This is a genomic window from Streptomyces sp. NPDC021225, assembly GCF_044332865.1.
Classification (GTDB): Bacteria; Actinomycetota; Actinomycetes; order Streptomycetales; family Streptomycetaceae; genus Streptomyces.
The window spans coordinates 29740-50312 of record NZ_JBIRPV010000001.1 but is presented as its reverse complement, the minus strand read 5'-3'; the positions used below and the strand labels follow the sequence as shown (position 1 = coordinate 50312).

The 20573-nt window shown below is 70.2% G+C and carries 18 protein-coding genes; 13 read left to right on the top strand and 5 right to left on the bottom strand.

All coding sequences use genetic code 11. The features are described 5' to 3' along the window. Positions 1–61 precede the first annotated feature (61 nt). From ACH4S9_RS00185 to ACH4S9_RS00155, 7 genes are all read left to right on the top strand, one after another. Entirely contained in the window at positions 62–1429 is a 1368-nt protein-coding gene (locus tag ACH4S9_RS00185) for an extracellular solute-binding protein (protein WP_311727426.1), read from the top strand. A gap of 24 nt (positions 1430–1453) precedes the next feature. Then, the gene (locus ACH4S9_RS00180) at positions 1454–2830 is read left to right on the top strand and encodes a carbohydrate ABC transporter permease (protein WP_398368850.1); all 1377 of its coding nucleotides are present in this window, start codon (positions 1454–1456) and stop codon (positions 2828–2830) included. Next, entirely contained in the window at positions 2827–3708 is an 882-nt protein-coding gene (locus ACH4S9_RS00175) for a carbohydrate ABC transporter permease (protein WP_311727429.1), read from the top strand. Before ACH4S9_RS00180 ends, ACH4S9_RS00175 begins: the two co-directional genes overlap by 4 nt. Before the next feature lie 210 nt (positions 3709–3918). Next, the gene (locus ACH4S9_RS00170; RefSeq protein ID WP_398368847.1) at positions 3919–6171 is read left to right on the top strand and encodes a CDP-glycerol glycerophosphotransferase family protein; all 2253 of its coding nucleotides are present in this window, start codon (positions 3919–3921) and stop codon (positions 6169–6171) included. A gap of 76 nt (positions 6172–6247) precedes the next feature. Next, positions 6248–8164 carry a stealth family protein gene (locus ACH4S9_RS00165; RefSeq protein ID WP_398368845.1) on the top strand — a complete coding sequence of 639 codons (1917 nt, stop codon included), beginning with the start codon at positions 6248–6250 and terminating at the stop codon, positions 8162–8164. Beyond that, on the top strand, positions 8137–9165 hold the full coding sequence (locus tag ACH4S9_RS00160) for an FkbM family methyltransferase (protein WP_398368843.1): 1029 nt from the start codon (positions 8137–8139) through the stop codon (positions 9163–9165). Before ACH4S9_RS00165 ends, ACH4S9_RS00160 begins: the two co-directional genes overlap by 28 nt. 233 nt (positions 9166–9398) lie before the next feature. Beyond that, complete coding sequence (locus tag ACH4S9_RS00155) at positions 9399–13649, top strand: trypsin-like peptidase domain-containing protein (RefSeq protein WP_398368841.1); 4251 nt, start codon at positions 9399–9401, stop codon at positions 13647–13649. A gap of 65 nt (positions 13650–13714) precedes the next feature. Here the strand turns inward: ACH4S9_RS00155 and ACH4S9_RS00150 are convergent, their stop codons facing one another. Together ACH4S9_RS00150 and ACH4S9_RS00145 are read right to left on the bottom strand one after the other, a co-directional pair. Next, positions 13715–14005, bottom strand: a complete 291-nt coding sequence (locus ACH4S9_RS00150) for a hypothetical protein (RefSeq protein WP_385349616.1) — start codon at positions 14003–14005, stop codon at positions 13715–13717. Between the two features lie 35 nt (positions 14006–14040). Next, positions 14041–14292: a hypothetical protein gene (locus ACH4S9_RS00145; RefSeq protein WP_398368839.1), complete on the bottom strand. Its 252-nt coding sequence runs from the start codon at positions 14290–14292 to the stop codon at positions 14041–14043. A 270-nt stretch (positions 14293–14562) separates the two neighbouring features. On the opposite strand from ACH4S9_RS00145, the gene ACH4S9_RS00140 reads away from it, so the two are divergent. Further along, complete coding sequence (locus tag ACH4S9_RS00140) at positions 14563–15399, top strand: helix-turn-helix transcriptional regulator (RefSeq protein WP_311727438.1); 837 nt, start codon at positions 14563–14565, stop codon at positions 15397–15399. Then, positions 15396–15605 (top strand): DUF397 domain-containing protein, encoded by a 210-nt coding sequence (locus ACH4S9_RS00135; protein WP_311727439.1) that lies wholly within the window; start codon positions 15396–15398, stop codon positions 15603–15605. The genes ACH4S9_RS00140 and ACH4S9_RS00135 overlap by 4 nt, the downstream gene beginning before the upstream one ends. Positions 15606–15765: 160 nt before the next feature. On the opposite strand, the gene ACH4S9_RS00130 is transcribed toward ACH4S9_RS00135, so the two are convergent. The 3 genes from ACH4S9_RS00130 to ACH4S9_RS00120 are packed head-to-tail and all read right to left on the bottom strand — an operon-like array spanning position 15766 to position 17401. After that, positions 15766–16617, bottom strand: a complete 852-nt coding sequence (locus ACH4S9_RS00130) for a helix-turn-helix domain-containing protein (RefSeq protein WP_385349604.1) — start codon at positions 16615–16617, stop codon at positions 15766–15768. A 24-nt stretch (positions 16618–16641) separates the two neighbouring features. Beyond that, entirely contained in the window at positions 16642–17169 is a 528-nt protein-coding gene (locus ACH4S9_RS00125; protein ID WP_311727441.1) for a DUF6879 family protein, read from the bottom strand. Further along, entirely contained in the window at positions 17141–17401 is a 261-nt protein-coding gene (locus ACH4S9_RS00120) for a hypothetical protein (protein ID WP_311727478.1), read from the bottom strand. Before ACH4S9_RS00120 ends, ACH4S9_RS00125 begins: the two co-directional genes overlap by 29 nt. Before the next feature lie 335 nt (positions 17402–17736). On the opposite strand from ACH4S9_RS00120, the gene ACH4S9_RS00115 reads away from it, so the two are divergent. Genes ACH4S9_RS00115 through ACH4S9_RS00100 form a run of 4 tightly spaced genes read left to right on the top strand, consistent with a single transcriptional unit; the run spans position 17737 to position 20112 of the window. Beyond that, positions 17737–18153 (top strand): hypothetical protein, encoded by a 417-nt coding sequence (locus ACH4S9_RS00115; protein ID WP_311727442.1) that lies wholly within the window; start codon positions 17737–17739, stop codon positions 18151–18153. Continuing rightward, positions 18150–18779, top strand: a complete 630-nt coding sequence (locus ACH4S9_RS00110; RefSeq protein WP_311727443.1) for a hypothetical protein — start codon at positions 18150–18152, stop codon at positions 18777–18779. Before ACH4S9_RS00115 ends, ACH4S9_RS00110 begins: the two co-directional genes overlap by 4 nt. Beyond that, complete coding sequence (locus tag ACH4S9_RS00105; protein WP_398368835.1) at positions 18749–19624, top strand: protein kinase; 876 nt, start codon at positions 18749–18751, stop codon at positions 19622–19624. Before ACH4S9_RS00110 ends, ACH4S9_RS00105 begins: the two co-directional genes overlap by 31 nt. Next, a complete protein-coding gene (locus ACH4S9_RS00100) occupies positions 19618–20112 on the top strand; it encodes a GNAT family N-acetyltransferase (RefSeq protein WP_398368833.1) in 495 nt (164 codons plus the stop codon). Before ACH4S9_RS00105 ends, ACH4S9_RS00100 begins: the two co-directional genes overlap by 7 nt. The last annotated feature ends 461 nt before the right edge of the window (positions 20113–20573 follow it).

The following is a 20573-nucleotide window of genomic DNA, read 5'->3' as shown; positions in this document are numbered from 1 at the left end:
GGACTGTCCGCACGGGATACGGCCGCAGCGGGGGAACGGCCGATTTGGGAGGAAAACGGGGATGCTCACACCGCTTCGCACGAAGCGCAGCAAGCGTTCGACACGAGCCGCACTGGCCCTCTGTTCGGCGGGGGCACTACTGCTCACCGTCGCGGGCTGCGGCACCGATGACGGGGAGGGGGCCGGCGGCAGCCCGCCGCCCGTGACCGTGAAGCTGCCCAATCTCAAGGGCAAGCAGCTCGAGGTCACGGCCGTATGGACGGGCACCGAACAGAAGAACTTCACCAAGGTGCTCAAGGAGTTCGAGAAACGCACCGGCGCCAAGGTGGCGTTCGTGCCGAGCGGCGACGACATGGCCGGCTTCGTCGGCTCGAAGATGGCGGGCGGCCAGCCGCCCGACGTGGCGCTGGTCGGGCAGGTCGGCGTCTTGCGCGAGTTCGCCCAGAAGGGCTGGGCCAAGCCGGTCAACGACGCCACCAAGGCGGAGCTGGCCAAGAACTTCTCGAAGGGCTGGCAGGAGCTCGGCTCGTACAAGGGCAAGCAGTACGGCGTCTACTTCAAGGTCAGCAACAAGTCGCTGATCTGGTACAACACCTCGGCGTTCGAGTACGCGGGCGCCAAAGAGGCGAAGACCTGGAAGGAATTCCTCGCCCAGGCGCAGCTGATCTCCGACTCCGGCACCGACCCGGTCTCGGTCGGCGGCGCGGACGGCTGGACGCTCACCGACTGGTTCGAGAACGTCTATCTGTCCCAGGCGGGGCCGGAGAAGTACGACCTGCTCGCCGAGCACAAGATCAAGTGGACCGATCCCTCGGTGAAGCAGGCGCTCACGACGCTGGCCGAGCTGTGGGGCGCCAAGGGGCTGCTCGCGGGGGGCAGGTCGGGCGCGCTCCAGACGGCGTTCCCGGATTCGGTCGTCAAGGCCTTCGCCAACGCCGCCGAGCCGGACGCCGCGATGGTCTTCGAGGGTGACTTCGCCGCGGCCAACGTCTCCGACGCGGGGGCGAAGCTGGGCTCGGAGGCGAAGGTCTTCCCGTTCCCGGCGGTGGGTGAGACCGCCCCGGTGGTCACCGGCGGCGATGTGGCCGTGGCGCTGAAGGACAGCGAGGCCTCGCAGGCGCTGCTGACCTTCCTGGCCTCGCCCGACGCCGCGCACATCTGGGCCGAGGCGGGGGGCTTCATCTCGGCGAACAGGAAGCTCGACACCAACGCCTACCCCAATGAGCCGCTGCGCAAGATCGCCAAGGCGGTGATAGCGGCGGGCGACAACTTCCGCTTCGACATGTCGGACCAGGCCCCGGCCTCGTTCGGCGGCAAGCCGGCCCAGGGCGAGTGGAAAGCGCTCCAGGACTTCCTGAAGAACCCCAAGGACGTCGAGGGCACTCAGCGCCAGCTGGAACGTGACGCCGCCAAGGCATACGGGAACTGACGACGCGACCGGGAGATCCACATCATGTCGACCGCGACAGCGGGCGGCGCGGCAGAACCGGGCCGCGTAACGCCTGTGCAGGCGAACAATAAGGACGAGAAGAACAAGAAGAAGAAAAGCATCACGGGCACCCGGCTCTGGGTGGCGGGGATCTTCCTGCTGCCCGCGCTGGTGCTGCTCGGCGCGCTCGTCGTCTACCCGATCGGCTACTCCGTCTACCGCAGTCTTTTCGACGCGTCGGGCGACGGGTTCGTCGGGCTGGACAACTACCACGAGATGTTCAGCGACGACGCGACGATGACGGCGATCAAGAACAACATCATCTGGGTCATCGTCGCCCCCTCCGTGGCCACCGCCCTGGGTCTGATCTTCGCCGTGCTCACCGAGCGCGTGCGCTGGGGCACGGCCTTCAAGCTGGTCGTCTTCATGCCGATGGCGATCTCCATGCTGGCGGCGGGCATCATCTTCCGGCTGGTGTACGAGGCCGACCCGGACCGGGGCGTGGCCAACGCCATCTGGGTGAGCGTGCACGACACGTTCAAGGAGTCGCCGCCCTTCCCCGGCGCCCACCCACGGCCCGACGCCGGGCTGACCGAGTCGTCGAACGGGTCGTTCACCACGGGCGCGACGGCGAAGGCGGGCACCCCCGTCTCGCTGCCGCTGGTCGGCGCCAAGCGCGGCGACGTGACCGGCGCGCAGGACGCCAAGGCCGCGAAGCCGGAGCCCGGGAAGGTCACCGGCACGGTCTGGTTCGACTTCACCAAGGGCGACCTCGGTGAGCACAACGTGCTCGACAAGGGCGAGAAGGCGCTCGCCGACGTCAAGATCGAGGCGGTCAAGGACGGCAAGGTCGTCGCCACGACCACGACCCGCGCCGACGGTACGTACACCCTCCCGGCCAAGGCGGACGGCGCCGAGCTGCGGCTGCCCGCCTGGAACTTCGGCCAGCCGTACAACGGGGTGGACTGGCTCGGCCCGTCGCTGGTCACCCCGGCGATCATCGGATCGTATGTATGGATCTGGGCCGGCTTCGCGATGGTGCTGATCGCGGCGGGGCTCGCGGGCGTGCCGCGCGAGCTGCTGGAGGCGGCGCGGATGGACGGCGCCAATGAGTGGCAGGTCTTCCGGCGGGTCACGGTGCCGCTGCTGGCGCCGGTGCTGTCGGTGGTCGCCGTCACCCTCATGATCAACGTTCTGAAGATCTTCGACCTGGTGTACATCATCGCGCCACAGACCAGCCAGGACGAGGCCAATGTGCTCGCCCTCCAGCTCTATCAGTCCTCCTTCGGGACCGATGTCAACCAGGGCGTCGGCAGCGCGATCGCCGTGTTCCTCCTGGTGTTCGTATTGCCCGTCATGTTCTTCAACATCCGCCGGATGCGAAGGGAGAGCCGCCGATGACCAGCGCGGACACGGTCGTAAAAGCCAAGCAGTCGCTCGCCGCGCGGATCGCGGCCCGGGCCGGCGGCGGGGTGATGCGGGTCTTCCTGATCCTCATCGGGCTGTTCTGGCTGATGCCCACGGTCGGGCTGCTGCTCTCCTCGCTGCGCGACCCCTCCGAGGTGGCCGTCTCGGGCTGGTGGAAGGTCTTCACCGACCCCGGTCAGCTCAGCTTCAGCGCGTATGACGATCTGCTGTCCAACCAGCAGATCACCGACTCGCTGTGGACCACCCTCGCGATCACCGTCCCGGCCACGGTCCTGGTGGTGGTGCTCGGGGCGCTGGCGGGCTACGCCTTCGCCTGGATGGACTTCCCCGGCCGCGACTGGTGGTTCCTGGTCGTCGTCGGCCTCCTGGTGGTCCCGGTGCAGGTCGCGCTGATCCCGGTGGCCAAGCTCTTCGGCGAGATCGGCATCTTCCAGACGACGACGGGCGTGGTGCTCTTCCACACCGCCTTCGGCCTGCCCTTCGCGATCTTCCTGCTGCGGAACTTCTTCGCGGAGATCCCGCGCGAGCTGCTGGAGGCGGCGCGGCTGGACGGGGCGGGCGAGCTGCGGCTGTTCGTACGGGTCGTGATGCCGCTGGGCGGGCCGGCCATCGCCTCGCTCGGCATCTTCCAGTTCCTGTGGGTGTGGAACGACATGCTGATCGCGCTGATCTTCGCGGACAGCGGCAACCCGCCCATCACGGTGGCGCTTCAGCAGCAGGTGAGGCAGTTCGGCAACAACATCGACATCCTGGGTCCTGGCGCCTTCATATCGATGGTGATCCCGCTGGCCGTCTTCTTCGCCTTCCAGCGGCAGTTCGTCGCCGGGGTGATGGCGGGCGCGGTGAAGTAGACCGAACCCACTGAGTCCCAGGCACTGAGCCACCACCACTGAGCCGGTCGGCCCGTCGAGGGCCGGCCGGCTCGGTGCTGTGCGCGCGGCGCCGCTGCGCCGAACGGGTTACTTTCCGTACCTCCCCGGCACGCGTCGCACCGCATTGTGCGTACGTTCCGATGATGCTGATAAACCACATCTGCGCCGCCTCAACCGATGGGATGCGCTTTGCCCCGGTTCAGCGTCATCGTGCCCGCGTACCAGGTCCAGCCCTACCTCCATGACTGTCTGCGCTCGGTGCTCACGCAGGACTTCACCGACTTCGAGCTGATCGCGGTCGACGACCGCTCGCCCGACGCCTGTGGGTCGATCATCGACGACGCCGCGACCCGGGATCCACGGGTGCGGCCGGTGCATCTGAAGGACAACGTGGGGCTGGGGCCCGCCCGTAACGCCGGGATGGAGCGGGCCGCCGGGGAGTATGTGCTGTTCCTCGACGGCGACGACACGCTCGCGCCCGGGGCGCTGCGGGCCATGGCCGAGCGGCTGACGGCGGCCGGTGAGCCGGAGGTGCTGCTGTTCGACTACGCGCGGGTGTACTGGACGGGGCGCGCGGTCCGGAACGTACGGGCGGAGCTGCTGCGCCAGAGCGGGCCCGCGACGTTCCGGCTGGACGACCGGCCCGAGCTGCTGCGGCTGCTGATGGTGGCGTGGAACAAGGCGTACCGGCGGGACTTCCTGGAGCGGGAGGGGTTCACCTTCCCGCCGGGCTACTACGAGGACACGCCCTGGACCTATCCGGTGCTGCTGACCGCCCGCTCGCTCGCCGTGCTGGACCGGGTGTGCGTGCACTACCGGCAGCGGCGGCGCGGCGGCATCCTGCGCACCGCCAGCCGCCGCCACCTGGATGTCTTCGACCAGTACGACCGGGTCTTCCGGTTTCTGGACAGCCGCCCGGACCTTTCCCACTGGCGGCCCGCGCTGTTCCAGCGGATGCTCGACCACCTCGCCGCCGTGTTCACCGCGCCCGGGCGGCTGCCGCGCGGGGCGCGCGCCGAGTTCTTCCGGCGGGCCGGGGCGCACCACCGCCGCTATCGGCCCGGCGGCGCGACCGGCCCGCCGGGGCGGGCCTGGTGGCGGGGGCTGCTGCTGCGCATCGGGGCCCGCCGGGTCTTCCAGTTCCTGCGCGGCGCCGACCGGATGCGGCGGCGGGCGGGAGAGCTGGGGGTGGCCGCGTACGCGGGGCTGCGCTCGGCGGCGCTGCGGGGGTACTACCGGCTCCAGCGGCTGCTCCCCCTGGACCGGCGGCTCGCCGTCTTCGCGGCGTACTGGCACAAGGGCTACGCCTGCAATCCGGCGGCGATCGAGGCCAAGCTCCGCGAGCTCGCGCCGCACATCCGCACCGCCTGGATCACCGGCCGCGAGTACGCGCACACCCTGCCGCCCGGCGTGCGCCGCCTGCACCCCGGCTCGCCCGCGTACTGGGCGGCGCTCGCCCGCGCCGGATACCTCGTCAACAACATCAACTTCACGCCCCGGCTGCGCAAGCGGCCCGGCCAGATCCACCTCCAGACCCACCACGGCACCCCGCTCAAGCACATGGGCCTGGATCTGCTCGACCGCCCGGCCGCCGCCCGCTCCACCGACTTCGGCGAACTGCTGGAGCGGGTGGACCGCTGGGACTACAGCCTCTCCGCCAACCGCCACTCCACCCTGGTGTGGGAGCGGGTCTATCCGTCCGGCTACGCCACGCTCGAGTACGGCTTTCCGCGCAACGACATCTTCCAGCGCGCCACCCCCGAGGACGTGGCGCGGCTACGGGAGCGGCTCGGCGTCCCGGAGGGCACCACGGCCGTGCTGTACGCGCCCACGCACCGCGACTACCAGCGCGGCTATCTGCCGCGCCTGGACCTGGAGCGGGTGGCCCGCGCGCTGGGGCCCGGCTTCACCTTCCTGGTGCGACCGCACTACTTCTACTCGGTGGCCGGCCCGGAGGGGGCGGGCGGCGGGCGGGTCGTCGACGTCTCGGTCCACCCCAGCGTGGAGGAGCTGTGCCTGGCCGCCGACGCGCTGCTCACCGACTACTCGTCGATCATGTTCGACTACGCCAACCTCGACCGGCCGATCGTCATCCACGCCGACGACTGGGACGCCTACCGCGCCGCCCGCGGCACGTACTTCGACATCACCACCGCCCCGCCCGGCCCGGTCACCCGCTCCGAGGACGAGCTGATCGACGTCTTCGCCACCGCCGCCTGGTGCGATCCGCGCCATGACGCGCGACGGGCCGGATTCCGGTCGCGGTACTGCCCGCACGACGACGGGCGGGCGGCCGAGCGCGTGGTGCGGCGGGTCTTCCTCGGCGAGCGCTCCGAGGCGCTGCCGCCCGTCGTCCCGCTCGCCGACCGCCGCCCCGCCCCCGCCGCGGGCCGGCCGGCCACGGCCCAAGCTCAAGCGGCCCAGGCCCAGGCGCCGCCGTGATCCGGGCGGCCGTCCGCGCGCGCCGGCCCCACCACCTCCCCTGATCCAGGCCCCCCCACACACACCAGGACCCAGGATGCCCCGCACCGCACCGCCCGCCCCCCGCCTGCCCTGGCACACCGACACCCCACGCCTGGTGCGCGGCTATCGGCGCCGGGTCCCCCTGCCCGTCCGCCGCGCCGTCGTGGCCGTGACCGGCGCCAGGCTGCGCCGGGCGGCCAAGCGGGGCCTGGCCCGCCTCTCGGCGGCGTCCGCGACGCTGCGGCTGCGGTGGGGGCGGCGCCGGCTGCGCCGGGCCGGGCTGCTGTCGACGCCGGACCGGATCGTGGTCGTCGACCGGCACGGCCCGCGCATCGCCCACCTCACCACCGTGCCCACCCCCCTGCACGCGCGCACCGAGAATCTGCGGCTGGTGTGCGAGGCGCTGGAGCGGGCGGGGGTCGACCACTTCGTGGTCCGCGCGTACGGCAATGTGTCCTCCGCCGTCGGGGTGCCCGCCGAGGCGCGGCCCCGGGCGGTCGCGGCGCTCACCGAGCTGTGCGCCCGCGAGGCGGGCTATGTGTCGCTGCCCGCGCGCGGCAGACGCCCCGGGACCGCGCCCCGGTCCGGCCACACCGCGCGGGCCTGGGGCCGGCTGTCCACCGCCCCCGTCGTCCGCTTCACCCGCTTCTACGCGAGCCCGGGCGCGCGCTCGGGCGCGGGCTCCGGCGCGGGCCTGGTGCTCGGCGTGGCGCAGGGCTGCGACATCGAGTTCTGGCGGCGGGGCAGAGCCGAGAGCGGGGCCGGGACCGAAGGAGGGATCGAAGGGGGCCCGGACCTGCTGCTCGCGCCGCGCCCCAACCGCACCACCGCCTCCGTCGCCGCGGCCGCCACCGCCGTGCACGCGCCGGGCCACCTGTTCACCCGGCTGGCCCCGGCCGAGGGCTGGCGGGCGGGACCGCTGGTGCGCACCCGCCCGGAGTTCACCACCCGCCTCCCCGACGAGGTCCGCTTCCCCATCGACGTCGTCTACACCTGGGTCGACGGCGCCGACCCCGCCTGGCGCAGGCGCCGCGCCGAGTGGACGGCCGTCGCCGACGACGCGGCCGAGCCGTACCACGAGCAGGCGGCCAACGAGGCCCGCTACGCCAACCGGGACGAGCTGCGCTACTCCCTGCGCTCCCTGCACATGTACGCCCCCTGGGTGCGTCATATCTACCTGGTGACCGACGACCAGGTGCCGCCGTGGCTGACGGGCTCGCACCCCGGGATCACGGTCGTCGACCACCGCGACATCTTCGACGACCCGCGGGTGCTGCCCACCTTCAACTCCCAGGCCATCGAGACCCGGCTGCACCACATCGACGGGCTGGCCGAGCACTTCCTGTACTTCAACGACGACGTTTTCCTCGGCTCGCCGGTGACCCCGCAGGACTTCTTCCTGGCCAACGGCATGACGAAGTTCTTCCTCTCCCGCGCACTGATCCCGCTCGGCCCCGCCCACCCCGGCGACGTCCCGGTCTCGGCGGCCGGGAAGAACAACCGGGCGCTGCTGGAGGGCCGGTTCGGGACGACGGTCACCCAGAAGCTCAAGCACACCCCGCACGCGCTGCGCAGAAGCGTCCTCGCCGAGATCGAGGGCGAGTTCCCCGGCCCGTACCGCGCCACCATGGCCAGCCGGGTGCGCAGCGCCTCGGACATCTCCCTGCCCTCCGCGCTCCACCACTACTACGCCTTCCTGACCGGCCGGGCCGTCCCCGCGCCGCTGCGCTACGACTACTTCGACCTGTCCCGGCCCGGCATCCCGGCCCGGCTGGCCCGGCTGCTGCGGTCCCGGCGCTGCCAGGCGTTCTGCCTCAACGACACGGTCTCGTGCGAGCGGGATCTCGCGGACCAGCTGGCGCTGCTCCGCCCCTTCCTCGACGCCTACTTCCCGGTCCCCAGCCCGCTGGAGCGGGCCATCGCCCGTCAGGAGGCCCGTCAGCCATGCCCCTCGCCATCACCCTCCCGCTGAATCCGGACGTCATCGCCGCCGAGGGCCCCTACCCGCGGGCGCTGAACGTGCTCAGCCGCAAGCAGACGGCGGTGCAGCGGCAGTTGCGCCGGGCGGGTCTCGCCGGATACGAGCCGACCACACAGGCCACCCTGCTGGCCCTGGCCCAGCGGGCGCCGACGGGGAGCGCGGTGTACGACATCGGGGCGCACATCGGGCTGTACTCGGCGCTGATCAGCGCGGTCTACGGGCGCGGCAGGCTGCGGACGTACGCGTTCGAGCCGACCCCGGACACCGCCGGTCTTTGCCGCCGTATCCGCGCGTGCAACCGGCTGTCCTACGAGGTGGTGGAGTCCGCGGTCTCCTCGGCGCCCGGGACCGCCGAGCTGTATCTGTCCGAGAAGACGGAGTCCTCGAACTCACTGAACCGCGCGCACCGCAAGCACAGCCGGTCGGTGCGCGTCCCCGTCACCACGGTCGACGACTTCACGGCGGAGCGGAGCGCCGCCCCGTACCTCGTCAAGATCGACGTGGAGACGCTGGAGGCGGCCGTGCTGGAGGGCGCGCTGCACACCATCGACCGCCATCGCCCCTGGATCGTCTGCGAGCTGCTGCCCGGCGCCGACCACGACGCGCTGCGCCGGGCGCTGGCCCCGCTGGTCGCGCTCGGCTACGGGCTGCACCCCATCACCCCCGAGGCGCCGTGGAGCCGCTACGACGAGAGCGGCTACCGGCGGGCGGTCAGCGGCCAGTGCCGCGACTGGCTGCTCGCCCCCGAGCCGCTGACCCCGGGCTTCCACCGGGCGGTGCGGCGGTGGCTGATCGCGATCCTGGCGTGCGACGAGACGACGAACCTCCTCACGCCCGCCGGCTCGCCCTTCCCCTGCGGCTGGAACGCCCCCTACCCGCCCCCCGGCCGCCGCCGACCGACCCGACCGGACTACCGGAAGTACGCCTCCCGGAGGCTCCGGGAGGGCCTGGCGGCCCTGGCGGCCCTGCCCCGCCGCGGAGCGGGGCCGTAGGGCGCGAAGTGAAACGGCCCGAAGCCTGAGTTGCGGTGAGTATCGGACGGCGACACGCCGTGGTGTCGGCGTGTCGCCGTCCGATACTCACCGCAAAGTCACCGGCATTCGCCCCTACGCCGGTACGGTCCGGTGTGCGTCAACTCGACGGTTATACGCAGCATTGTGCGAGGCGCCTTCGCCAGGAATGCTGACTTGTGGCGTATCACGCGACAAGTCGGAAGGCGGGGTCCATGACCGCTGTACGGGGGAGTGATGTCCTGGAGGCGTCGCAGGTGCGGATCTGCTCGGCCGCCGGTGAGGTGGTCGGCGCCGGGTTCCTCGTCACCGCCGATGTGGTGTGCACCTGCGCCCATGTCGTAACCATGGCACTCGGGGTGCCGAATGCCGTGGAGCAGGCGCCCGGCGAGCCGGTGGACCTCGACTTTCCGCTGCTGGGCGGCCGGCCCCGCGCGCGGGCGACCGTGGTGTCCTGGCGGCACGGCGGGGCGGACGTCGCGCTGCTGCGGCTCGACGCGGCAGTCGAGGGCGCCCGGCCGGTGCAGCTCGTCGACGGGACCGGCGTATGGGGGCACACATTCCGTGCGCTCGGCTACCCGGACGGCGCCGACAACGGCATATGGGCCTCGGGCACGCTCCGCGCCGGGCAGGGCTCGGGATGGGTGCAGATGGAGGCGCAGGAGCCGGGGCCGCGCATCATGGAAGGGTTCAGCGGGGCGCCGGTCTGGGACGACGTGCAGGACGGCGTCGTCGGGATGACGGCCGCCGCGCACCGGGGCGAGCGCACTGCGTATCTGTTGCCATCGGCCGAGCTGGTCGACGAACGGATTCTGCGGCCGCGCTGCCCGTTCAAGGGACTCGCGGTGTTCACGGAGGACGACGCGGAGTTCTTCCACGGTCGCGACAGCGACACCGCCCGCGCGCACACGGCCGTGCGCGGGCGCCCGGTGACACTGGTGGCGGGGCCCTCCGGGTGCGGGAAGTCGTCCCTCGTCCGGGCCGGAGTGCTGCCCCGCCTGCGGGCCGGGGGCATGAGCGTTTCCGAGCTGCGGCCCGTCCCCGGCGTGCGGCCGACCGCCGTGCTCGCCCGGGCGCTGACCGGGGTCCTGGAGCCGGGGCTCGGCGAGGTCGACAGGCTCGCCAAGGCCGAGGAACTGGCGGGGCTCCTGGAGGCCGGCGACGATGTGCCTGCCGAGCTACGTGCCAGGATCCTCGCCTGTGGAGAAAGCGCTGGGCACGTCCTCTTCGTCGACCAGCTCGAGGAGTACGCGGGCGCCGAGCCGGATGCCGCGCGCGACCTGTTCGGGCTGCTCGCCGCCCTGGCAGGCCAGGACGGCGCGGCCGTGCTGCGGGTCGTCGCCACCGCGCGGCCCGACTCCCTTGATGCGCTGGTGACGGCTGACACGTCCGACCTCGTCAGCGATGCCGTGCAGTTCCTCGCGCCTTTGGCCGCCGACGACCTGGAGCGGGCGGTGACCGCGCCCGTCGACGCCGTGCCGGGGCTGTGGTTCGAGCCAGGGCTGCCGGAGCGGATCGTCGCGGACGCGGGCAACGAGCCCGGGCGGATGCCGCTGGTCCAGTTCGCCCTGACCGAGCTGTGGAAGCGCCGCACCCGCTCGATGCTCACCCACGCTGCCTACGACGACCTGGGCGGCGTCGCGGGCGCCCTCGTCACATACGCGAACGACGCCCTCGCCGGACTGACCCAGGCCCACCAGGAGTGCGCTCGGCGGCTGTTCGTGCAGCTGGCTCGGCCCGGCGACGGTGACGCCTTCTCCCGCAGGCCCACCCGCACCGCCGACCTCGCCCCCGAACTCCTCAGCCTGGCCGAGAAGCTTGCCCCCGGCAAGCTCGTCGTCCTCTCCCCCACTCCGGGTGGTGCCGAAAACGAGGTTTTCGTCGACCTGGCGCACGAGGCACTCACCAAGCTCTGGCCGCGCCTGAGGCAATGGCTCGCCGACTCCCGGGACTTCCGCCTCTGGCAGGAACAGCTGAGGGCCGACCTGAAGCGATGGAAGGCTCAACATCGTGAGCCCGCCCGCCTGCTGAGCGGAACCGACCTGATAGAGGCCGACAGAAGACTGGCCAAGCACCAGGCGGACATCTCCGTCGACGAGCGCGGCTACATCCTGCTCAGCCGCCGCCACTCCCGGCGCAGCGCCCGCCTCAAGCGGGCCGCCGTCGGGGCGCTGGCCGTTCTCACGGTGCTCGCCGTCGTCCTGGCGCTGTCCACCTGGCAGAGCCTCAAGCGGACCGAGGAGCAGTTACGCACGCAGGCCGCAGGCCTGCTCGCCCAGGCCGCCGAGGACCGCCCGGGCAGCGATCCCGCCACCGCGTTGCAGCTCGCCCTGGCCGCGTGGAAGACCAAGCAGACCGCCAAGACCCGCCAGGCCCTGCTGCACCAGTACGCGCGAGGGCAGTACCTGGTGGGCAGCTACCCGTCGGTATGGCGGGGCCGGGTCACCGGCATGAACGCCACCCCGGACGCCCGCACCCTCGTTGTGCAGTCGAAGCCCGGCGGCGGCGACCGGTCGACGATCACCGTGGTCACAGGAGCTCTCCAAGGCAAGCCCCGGGCACGGGAACTGAGCGGCGTCCCCGAAAGAGAGATCCCAGCCGCCGCCATCAGCCCGGACGGCCGCTTCTTTGCCGCGGCCGCAGGCGGACGGGTACAGCTGTGGCGGCTGAGCGACCCGAAGCACCCTGCCATCCTTGACCTCGGCGGCCATGACGTCCCCGAGAGATTCGCGGCGACCCTGGACTTCAGCAGCAACGGGAAGCGGCTGCTGCTGACGATGGACGACCGGTCCGCAGAGTGTTACAAGGACACCCAGCGGTGCGCTCCCGTCTTCGCTGAGGCATGGCGGGTGCCCTCCGGTGCCCGCATCGGCGTACCGGACCAGCTCATCCCTGAGACGGTGAAGGATGCCGCGTTCACATCCGACGCAAACACCGTCGCGACAATCAGCACCATCAAGGAGCTGCGCAAGCGCATCGAGGTCAGAGACTTCACCACCGGTCGGCTGCGGTACGCCTCCACCACCGGGGGAGACGACTACGCGGAGCTTCGAGCGGGCGGTGAGATCCTCGTCAGGACGGACACCACGTACGCCCAGGCGCTCGACCGCATACCCGGCCGCAGGAGCGAGCTGCCCACTGGCGGGGGCACGCCGGATGCGACCTCCTGGTACGGAGTCGACGGGACAGCAGCCGCATACGCCCCAGGGCTCTCGGACGCGGACTACGCCGAGCCGACCCTGACCGACCTGCGCACCGGGCGCACATACCGCACCCGCATCCCGACCTCGGGCAGCACTCCCACCGATTACAAGGGTCTCGCCGCCGCGCCGCGTGCCGACGGCGGGCTCACTGTTCTCGTGCCCGTCGGCACGGCGTTGATAGCGGTCCGGGCCGAGCCGACGGGCAACGAACGGTTCTCGAAGAACAGCGCCGCCGACGAGAAGTACACGGTGTCACCCAACGGGCGCTTCGTCGCCCGGGCCACCGACCGGCGCCTTGAGGTCCTGGACGCCTCCCGCACCCGCCACCGGTCGGTGCCGCTGCCGCCACCGGCCGAGGCAGTCGACTGGATACCTGTTTGGACCGCTGACTCGAAGCGGATCGTGGTGTGGAGCGAGAACGACAGCCTCTACCGGTCGTACTCGGTGCAGGACCTGAGCGACAGCGTGTCGTTCGATGACGTCGTTCCGAAGGCGACGGAAGTGGACAGTGTCGCCCCGCTGCAGGGCAGCGAGATCGTCCTGCTGGCCAAGGACGGTACGCTCACCCGCGTCGACGCCGCCGACGCGGCCGTGCGCGCCCAGCCCTTCCTCGTCCACCCCACACCGACCTCCACCGGCTCCACCAACGAGCTCTCTGTCGCCGGCCAACTGATCGCCCGTCCCGGGCACCCTGGACAGGTTGTCGCGGTCACCAGGAGGGGGACCGTGCGCGGAGAAATCCTCTTGTGGGATGTCCGTGCTCCCCGGCCCATCACGACGCTGTCGGGGCGAGCCATCAGCACGCCATCCACTCTCACATCCGCTGTCACCAGCACACTCGCCTTCGACGCGGACGGCTCGCACCTGGCCGTGCGGAACACCGACGGGCAGGTACGCGTCTGGGACGTGGACCGCAAGAAACAGCTGAGCGGTGGCGCACCCGTCTCGACTCTCGGCACCCTGGTCGGGTTCGGGCCCGGTGGCAGCATCGTCACGTACGTCGCAGCGAAGCACCAGGTCCTGATCCACGCTCTGACAGGCGACGGTGCCTCCGGCACGTTGGCAGTCTCGGGTGACGAGTGGACGGCGGGCCTCGTGAACGGCCGCCACCTGACCATCGAGACCGGTCACCTGCGCCAGACCTTCGACCTGCGCCCCGACGCCCAGTTCCGCACCCTGTGCGCCGCCGCAGGGCGCGACTACACCACAGCCGAGCGCAAGCTGCTCCCGGAGGGAACCCCATCGAATCCGCCTTGCGCCTGACAGGCCCTGCGGGCGTCGTGTGCACCGTCCGCATCTGGTACTCCTTTCGGGTCGGCCGCTTTCCCTTATGGCGAAAAGCAAACCTTTACGTTCGCCCAGCCGTCCGGACTCAGGTATTGCCATGTGCCGGTCTCGTCGGCCGTAAGCATTGCTTCGGAGTACAAGGCTCCGGCCAGGAGTTTCCAGGGCTCGTCTCTCTCAGTGGTTTCATTGTGTGCCAGGTCCCGTAGCGACTTGTCTGCCGCCTTGAAGATGGCGGTACGGAGATCGAAGTACCGGGCCTTGTCGACTGTTCCTGTGGTGACGCCGGATGTGCTGATGAACGTCCATTCGGCGTGCCAGGGTCCATCAGCCATGGGCGAGAATCCGATCCGGGGAAGTGCTCTGGGGCCTATGCGGACGCCGTGCCTCGTTGTCGCTGGGCATGAAGCCGGGCGATGGCCCGCAGCTGCCGCCGCTCGTATGCCGTAGCGGGGCGCACCGAGGCACAGTGCGACCGCCATTCGAGGCCGGTGGGACGGCTGAGGCACACCATCGGCCCATCAAAGTCGGCGATGGTCCCGGGCATGTCGTAACGCCGGTCGTAGACCACCATGCCGACCGCGAGAGTGGGCAGGACCTTGGTCCAGTCCCTGCCGTTCACTGCGGCCCCCGCCCCAGATGCTGGGCGATCTGTTCGCTCAGGGCCGCTGATTGCTGTCGCAGTTCCTCAAGGGTGGGGCGGTCGCCGCCGCCATGCTGCCCCTGCTGCTGTCCAACGGGCTGGGGCTCGGGCCCGCCCGGTGGGGTCGTGGTCTCGCTGGGCACCGACGACTCCTCTCTGTAGTGCTGTGACTACCAAGGAGGTTCAGCGTGGCCTTCAGCGGGGAATCAAGCAACTGCTCAAACAAGAACGAAGGACGGTGAACGCCTCTTGAACCGCAAGGAGTTGCATCCGGACAGCAGTCCGCTGGCTGCCTTCGGGGCGCGTCTGCGCAGCTTACGTGAGAGCCGTGGCTGGACCCAGGAAGAGCTGGGGGAGCTGACGGGATATTCCAGCGTGCATGTTTCGGCCGTCGAAACTGCTCGCAAGCCTCCCACTCTTCGGTTCGTGCGCAGTACGGACCGCGCCTTCGGGATCGAGGGGACGGAAGACTCGTTCGAGCGCGAGTGGCGCAAGATCCGCCACGGCAGCCTGCTGGAGGGCTTCCCCGAGTACGTCGGGCACGAGGGCCGGGCAGCGGAGATCCGGCTGTACGAAGTGGGGGTCATCCCTGGTCTGCTCCAGACACCGGAGTACGCGACGATCCTCGCGGAGAGCGCCGTCAAGCGGGGGGCGATCACCGCCGAGCAGGCGCAGGAGCGGGTGGCGTTCGTCGCGGAGCGGCAAGCCGCGCTCGTCCGGACGCCTCCGCCGCTGGTCTTCGTGGTACTGGACGAAAGCTGTGTCCGTCGGCCCATCGGCGAACCCGCCGTCATGGAGGCCCAGTTCGCGCGGTTGCGCGAGTTCGCCGAGCTGCCGAACACCGTGCTCCAGGTCGCTCCGTTCGACATGGGCACGCGCCGCCCGTTCAACCTGCCGCTCTACATCCTGACGATGTCGGACCGTTCGCTCGTGTCGTACGCGGAGTCCGCCCAGCGAGGCCATTTCGAACGGGAAAGCACCTCCGTGGTGCCCATACTGACGGCCTACCATCAGCTACAGGCCGAAGCGCCTTCTCAGGCGGAGTCTGTGGCCATGATCAGCCAGTTGCGAAAGGGCACCCCGTGACGACCGAATCCCCCCGTTGGTTCAAGTCCTCGTACAGCGACAACGGCGGCGCCTGCATAGAGGTCGCCGCCAACCTCGTCGCCTCGCGCGGCGTTGTTCCCGTCCGTGACAGCAAGGACCCGAACGGTCCGGCACTGGTTTTCTCAGCGGACGGGTGGTCATCGTTCGTCTCCGCCGTCCAGCGTGAGGAGTTCCCCACCCTCTGAGTCCGGCACCAGCCCCGCCCCATACAGCGACAATGCGCCCTGCCCACAGCAACAGCTGTGAGCAGGGCGCATTCAGTCGGCCCTAACCGGTGTACGAGATCCGCCATCCCTGACGGCATCACGGGGCGCCGCCGACGAGGGGGCTTTGTCGCGCCCGGCGTCAGTGAAGGGCCTCGATGGCCTTGAGGATCAACCCCCGCGCCTCAGCTCCGTATACGGCCATGCTGCGCAGCCGCTCGAACGTCTTCAGATACTCCGCGAGTTCCCCGGGCTGAACCACGTTGACCTCGGCCGTCACCAGCTCCACAGACACCATCCGGTCGTCGTAGATGTGGAAGGTTTCCTCGGTCCAGTGCGTCCTCCGGGTCGCCATCGGGATAATCCCGAGCGACACTGCGGGCAGCGCCCCGGCAGTCAGCAGGTAGCCCAACTGGGCGGCCATGGCGTCAGTATCGGCGACCTGGCAGTACAACACCGACTCCTCGATGACCACGACGAAGCGATGCCCCTGCTCGTGGATGATCCGGGACCGCTCGATCCGCGCGCGGGCCGCGGCCTCGCTGTCGTCGATGGGCAGGTCGTGGACGCTCGCGGCGATCCCGAGGACGGCCCGCGCGTAGCCCTCGGTCTGCAGCAGGCCGGGCACGAGGCTGGAGGAGTACATGCGGAACACCTCGGTCGCCTGAAACGCCTGGACGCGGCTCTCCTGAATGTGCCGGAGTCCGGCCCGGACCTGGTCGCGCCACTGCCGGTACATCGTCTCAGCGTTGATGGACTGGACGACGAGTTCCCGCGCCTGGCCGTCGGCGCAGGTCGCGGCACACCAGCGGCGGATGTCCGTGGCGGACGGCCCGGTGAGGGCGTTCTCGATGCGGCTGGTCTTGGAGTAGTGCCAGCCACACGCGGCAGCCAGCTGCACGACCGTCAGGCCGGCTTCCTTGCGGAGGTCGCGCAGCCGCTGGGCGACGGCTTCACGTGCGGCCTGGGCAGATGAGGACGGCGAGACGGGCATGAGCTGGCTGCCGGTGCTTCCTGGTCAGTGGATCTGGTAGTGGTCGTGGGGTGTGGCGCGCGCCCAGACGGCGTCGAAAGCCTCCGCGCACAGCTTGGCGGCCACCGGGTCCTTGGAGATCTCGTGGCCGACGAGGGCACCGTTCCCAGAGAAGAAGCCCCAGCGGATCAGGTGGTCGTCGAACAGCCAGAAGTCGTTGCCGGGCAGAGCGATGTCCGAGGCACGCCGACGGGGCAACCAGCGCACTTGCTCGCCTGCGTGCACGTTGACGACGGTGGACGCGTGCTCGTAGCGGATGTAGTCGGTGACCGGCTCGGACACGATCCGGGCCCGGCGCACGACGACACCACGTGCCACCGCGCTGGAGACGAGGTCGACCCAGGGCGCCCAACCCGGCGAGCCGGGGTCGGTGTCCACGCTGCCGGTCTGCAGCCACTCCCTGAACTCGTCGGCTTCCGCGGCTACTCCGTAGTGGTCTCGCATCTCAAGGTGCACGGCGGAGCGCGTGCAGTCGGCCATCAGGTCAGCGATGGTCGGGATGCTCGAGGGCATCACATGCCTCCCTGATCATGCGCACCATCCTGGCGGGGATACGAATCACGGCCTCATCGTCCGGGATGCCGACGGCATGCCCCGGCACCTCGAACGCGGCGCACTCGGCTTCGAGTTCAGGGCCCGGTTTCCAGCCCTGGAAGACGAGTTCGTGCTTCTCCTGGTCGACCCACACGGTCGGGGAGTCTCCTGTCTTGGTGTCGGGATCGATCCCGATGAACCGTAGCGGCACGCCTGCCTCCATCCACGTGATGTGCAGTTCTTTGCGTCACAGTCATGCAGTCCGAGGGCCACGTCAAGGGCGCGAGCATGGCAAGTCACGGGCCAGCAGCCCACCCCTGCAAATATCTGCACATTGCTGGCTGTGCTGCACATCTCACTCCTAGCATCGGCGGGTACGACGAAACCCGGCGAGGCGGCGGAGCCTCCCGGGGCACGACGGCTTGCCCCTGACTCCTTCCAACCCCACAGAAAGCTCCACGGCGCCCCCTCCCCGATCTGCCACCACTCGACGGTGGCGGGGCCGCCCGTCACAGCACCACCCGAACGCACACAGAGGAGCACCACATGAGTAGCGCACTGACCCCGGAGAGGGTCGAACTGGGCAAGTTCTTCAAGGTCAGCGCCCGGCAGTTCGAGGCCCGTCGTACCACGCCGGAGATGTTCTCCACCGCCATCGACGCCGAATGGCACCGGCTGATGAAGACGCCCGAGTACGCCGCGTTCTGCGCCGAACACGCCGGTCAGGCCATCGGCCACAGCCCTGCGAAAGGCGCGGGCGAAATCTCCTGGATCTCCGTGTACGAGGAGCTGTTCGGCCCGCTGCCCGAGATCTGGTTCACGGGCGATGACGGTCAGGTCGACGAGAAGGCGCTGGGCACCTACCGGGAGAGCGGAGTCGTGGTCGCCGAGTGGGACTGCTCGCCAGTCCCGGGCGACAGCGGCGACGTCGCCCCCAAGCAAGAGAAGGCACTGGCCCGGTGACCACCACACACATCGACGGAGCGCTCCGGTCCACGGCTGGGGCGCTCCGCCTCGTTGAGAGTAGAACCACCAGCCCGAAGACGGTGGACGTCGCGGAATACGTCGAAGTCGTCGCCGCCCACTGCCCCTATCTCGCGCCGTCCGTGGAGCGCGGGCTGACGGGCTGGACGGTGTACGAGCTGCGCGGAGGCGCAGCGGACATCGAGGCGGAGGTGTTCCATGCCGGCGTTCGGGCCGCGGAGTGGGTACGTCCCTTGGCGACTCGGCCGCATGGCGCGTTAGTGTGCGAGAACATCGTGGTTCTCGGCGCCGGGCAGGATGCGCTGGCGTGGCCTCACTGGGTCCTCAAGCACTTGTACGGGCCGGTAGGGCTGATGTTCGGCAAATTCTCGGCGGGCGAGGAGAAGATCGACCGGCACGGCCGCCGTATTCCGTCGCCCCCGGTGTCGTTCCTCCCCGTGCGGGTCGCCGTACGGCCCCGCGATCCCCGGCTTCTGGAGGGGACACCGGATCTCGCTGCCGCCGTGGCGGCCGCGGTCGACGACGGCCGAGACGCTTTCGAGGGCATTCCGCAGGAGTGGAAGGAGATCAAGGAGTGGGCGCACCACCTCCTGCCGAGGCAGTAAAAGCCCTGGAAGACCGGTTCGGGCCGGTCAGCGCATGCCTGCTCAGTGACCGGCGAGGCTCTCGGGCGTGGAAGGTCGCCACCCCCAAGGGCCACTTGGCGCTGAAGGCCAACGCTCCGGGGTCCGAGGACACCCGGGACAAGGCCAGGGAACTGGAGCAGGAAAACCGTCACCTCTTCCAGCTGGCCCAGGCGGACGCCGTCGACCGGGCGTACCGGATCGAGTCCGGTACGTGGGAGGGCGGGCGGTGGCTGGCCGTGCGGTGGATCGAGGGTGAGCTCCTGTGGCGGGCCTTCAGGCTCGCCCATGCGCCCGAGGGAAACCGCCCCTCAGTGCGGCCCTGGCTGCTCGGCATCGCCCGAACCTGGGCACACCGCCTCGCGGCGATGCATGCCGCTGGCTGGGCCCACGCGGATGTACAGCCCACCAACACCCTCGTGACCAACAGCGGCACCGCCGAGGTCATCGACTACGCGCTGGCCTGCGGGCCTGGCCAGGACGAGCGCCTTCCGTACCGGGGCGCCCTCACCCACACGACCGCCCCGGAGGTCGCCGAGGCCATCCTGTCCACCAGCGACGACACCCACGTCCAAGCAGGGCCCGCGGCAGACGTGTGGGGCCTGGGCGCGTCTCTGTTCTGGTGCTGGGCAGGACATCGACCGGTGGCATACAAGGACGATCTGGACCGCCTGGACAAGCTCCGCACCATCGCAAAAGGGCACACACTCCGCCTGGAAGACGTACGGCCATGGCCCTTCCCGGAGTTCGAGCAGCTGATCACAGCCTGCATGAACGCTGACCCTGGCGCCCGGCCCACGGCCGCCGAGCTGGCCAGTGCATGCTGACCCTGCGGGAGCTGGCCGTGGACGACTCCACGGCCATCCGGCGCATCTACAGTGGCGCTTCGGTCCGCTTCACCCACGGCCACGGGTATGAGATGACCGACGAGGATGCCCGCCACCGCGTCGCCAGGGCCCTGGAATCGGCCCGGACAAGCCCCCGCCCGCGCTGGGACTTCGGCATCACGGTCGTCGGCGATGTGATCGGCATGATCTCCCTCCGCGTGCGGGAACCGGGCCTCGGGACCCTCAGCTACATCCTCCGTGAGGACTGCTGGGGTAACGGCTACGCCACCCAGGCTGCGAAAAGAGTTGTCGACTTCGCCTTCGCTCACACCGAGCTGAAGCGTCTGGAGGCCAAGCACCACCCCGACAACTCCGCTTCCGGCCGCGTCCTGACCAAAGCCGGATTCACCCGCCTCGGCCTCTCTGGCCTTCACGCCGAAGACGGAGTCGTCGTGCCCTACCCGGTGTACGAGATCCGCTGCCCCTGACCACGCGCCGGAAAGCCAGCGGCCCCGGCAGAGGATCCGCCGCCTAGAGCCACCCAAAAGGCAGGAAACGGATCACTCACCTAATGTTTGCGTAAGTAAGCATGATCCACAGCGAAGGGCACATGTGTCATGGAGCGCCTTGGCATACGATCCACCCTCGGCCTCGCGGCCTTCGTCGTCATGGCCGGCTGCCTGGCGGCGGCCCCCTTCGCCGCGCTGTGCGGCGCCGGCTGGCCCTTCGCCGCGGCCGCGCTGCTCGGCGTGGGGTGCGACCTGTTCCTGCACCGCACCGAGCCCGCGCTGATGGGCCGTCTGGGGCGGCTGCACCTCGGCGGGACCCTCCGCTTCGAGGTGCGCAGCGTGGTGCTGCTGTTGCTGCTCGCGCGGCTGGACCTGGCGGGCCACACCGGCCTGACCGCCGCCATCACGCTGGTCGTGTGTCTGCTGGGCGGCCAGGCGCT

Bases quoted from the DNA above. Each gene is read 5' to 3' on its own strand.
- ACH4S9_RS00175 (WP_311727429.1), top strand. From the start codon at position 2,827: ATGACCAGCGCGGACACGGTCGTAAAAGCCAAGCAGTCGCTCGCCGCG.
- ACH4S9_RS00165 (WP_398368845.1), top strand. From the start codon at position 6,248: ATGCCCCGCACCGCACCGCCCGCCCCCCGCCTGCCCTGGCACACCGAC.
- ACH4S9_RS00130 (WP_385349604.1), bottom strand. From the start codon at position 16,617: ATGCCCGTCTCGCCGTCCTCATCTGCCCAGGCCGCACGTGAAGCCGTC.
- ACH4S9_RS00155 (WP_398368841.1), top strand. From the start codon at position 9,399: ATGACCGCTGTACGGGGGAGTGATGTCCTGGAGGCGTCGCAGGTGCGG.
- ACH4S9_RS00100 (WP_398368833.1), top strand. From the start codon at position 19,618: ATGCTGACCCTGCGGGAGCTGGCCGTGGACGACTCCACGGCCATCCGG.
- ACH4S9_RS00150 (WP_385349616.1), bottom strand. From the start codon at position 14,005: ATGGCTGATGGACCCTGGCACGCCGAATGGACGTTCATCAGCACATCC.
- ACH4S9_RS00180 (WP_398368850.1), top strand. From the start codon at position 1,454: ATGTCGACCGCGACAGCGGGCGGCGCGGCAGAACCGGGCCGCGTAACG.
- ACH4S9_RS00185 (WP_311727426.1), top strand. From the start codon at position 62: ATGCTCACACCGCTTCGCACGAAGCGCAGCAAGCGTTCGACACGAGCC.
- ACH4S9_RS00115 (WP_311727442.1), top strand. From the start codon at position 17,737: ATGAGTAGCGCACTGACCCCGGAGAGGGTCGAACTGGGCAAGTTCTTC.
- ACH4S9_RS00160 (WP_398368843.1), top strand. From the start codon at position 8,137: ATGCCCCTCGCCATCACCCTCCCGCTGAATCCGGACGTCATCGCCGCC.
- ACH4S9_RS00125 (WP_311727441.1), bottom strand. From the start codon at position 17,169: ATGCCCTCGAGCATCCCGACCATCGCTGACCTGATGGCCGACTGCACG.